Below are 248 nucleotides of genomic sequence, written 5' to 3' on the forward strand. Positions count from 1 at the left end.
TTGGGCACTCTAAGGTGACTGCCGGTGACAAACCGGAGGAAGGTGGGGATGACGTCAAATCATCATGCCCCTTATGACCTGGGCTACACACGTGCTACAATGGATGGTACATTGGGCAGCGAAGCCGTGAGGTGGAGCCAATCCCATAAAGCCATTCTCAGTTCGGATTGCAGGCTGCAACTCGCCTGCATGAAGCCGGAATTGCTAGTAATCGCGGATCAGCATGCCGCGGTGAATACGTTCCCGGG

Annotated in this window: 1 rRNA gene; it reads left to right on the forward strand. The window is 55.2% G+C overall.

Features of this window, described 5'->3' with window-relative positions:
- Nucleotides 1–248, forward strand: a 16S ribosomal RNA gene (locus M3212_RS21905); the annotation flags it as partial.

The organism is Halalkalibacter oceani (assembly GCF_023715705.1).
Taxonomy (GTDB): domain Bacteria; phylum Bacillota; class Bacilli; order Bacillales; family Bacillaceae_D; genus Halalkalibacter; species Halalkalibacter oceani_A.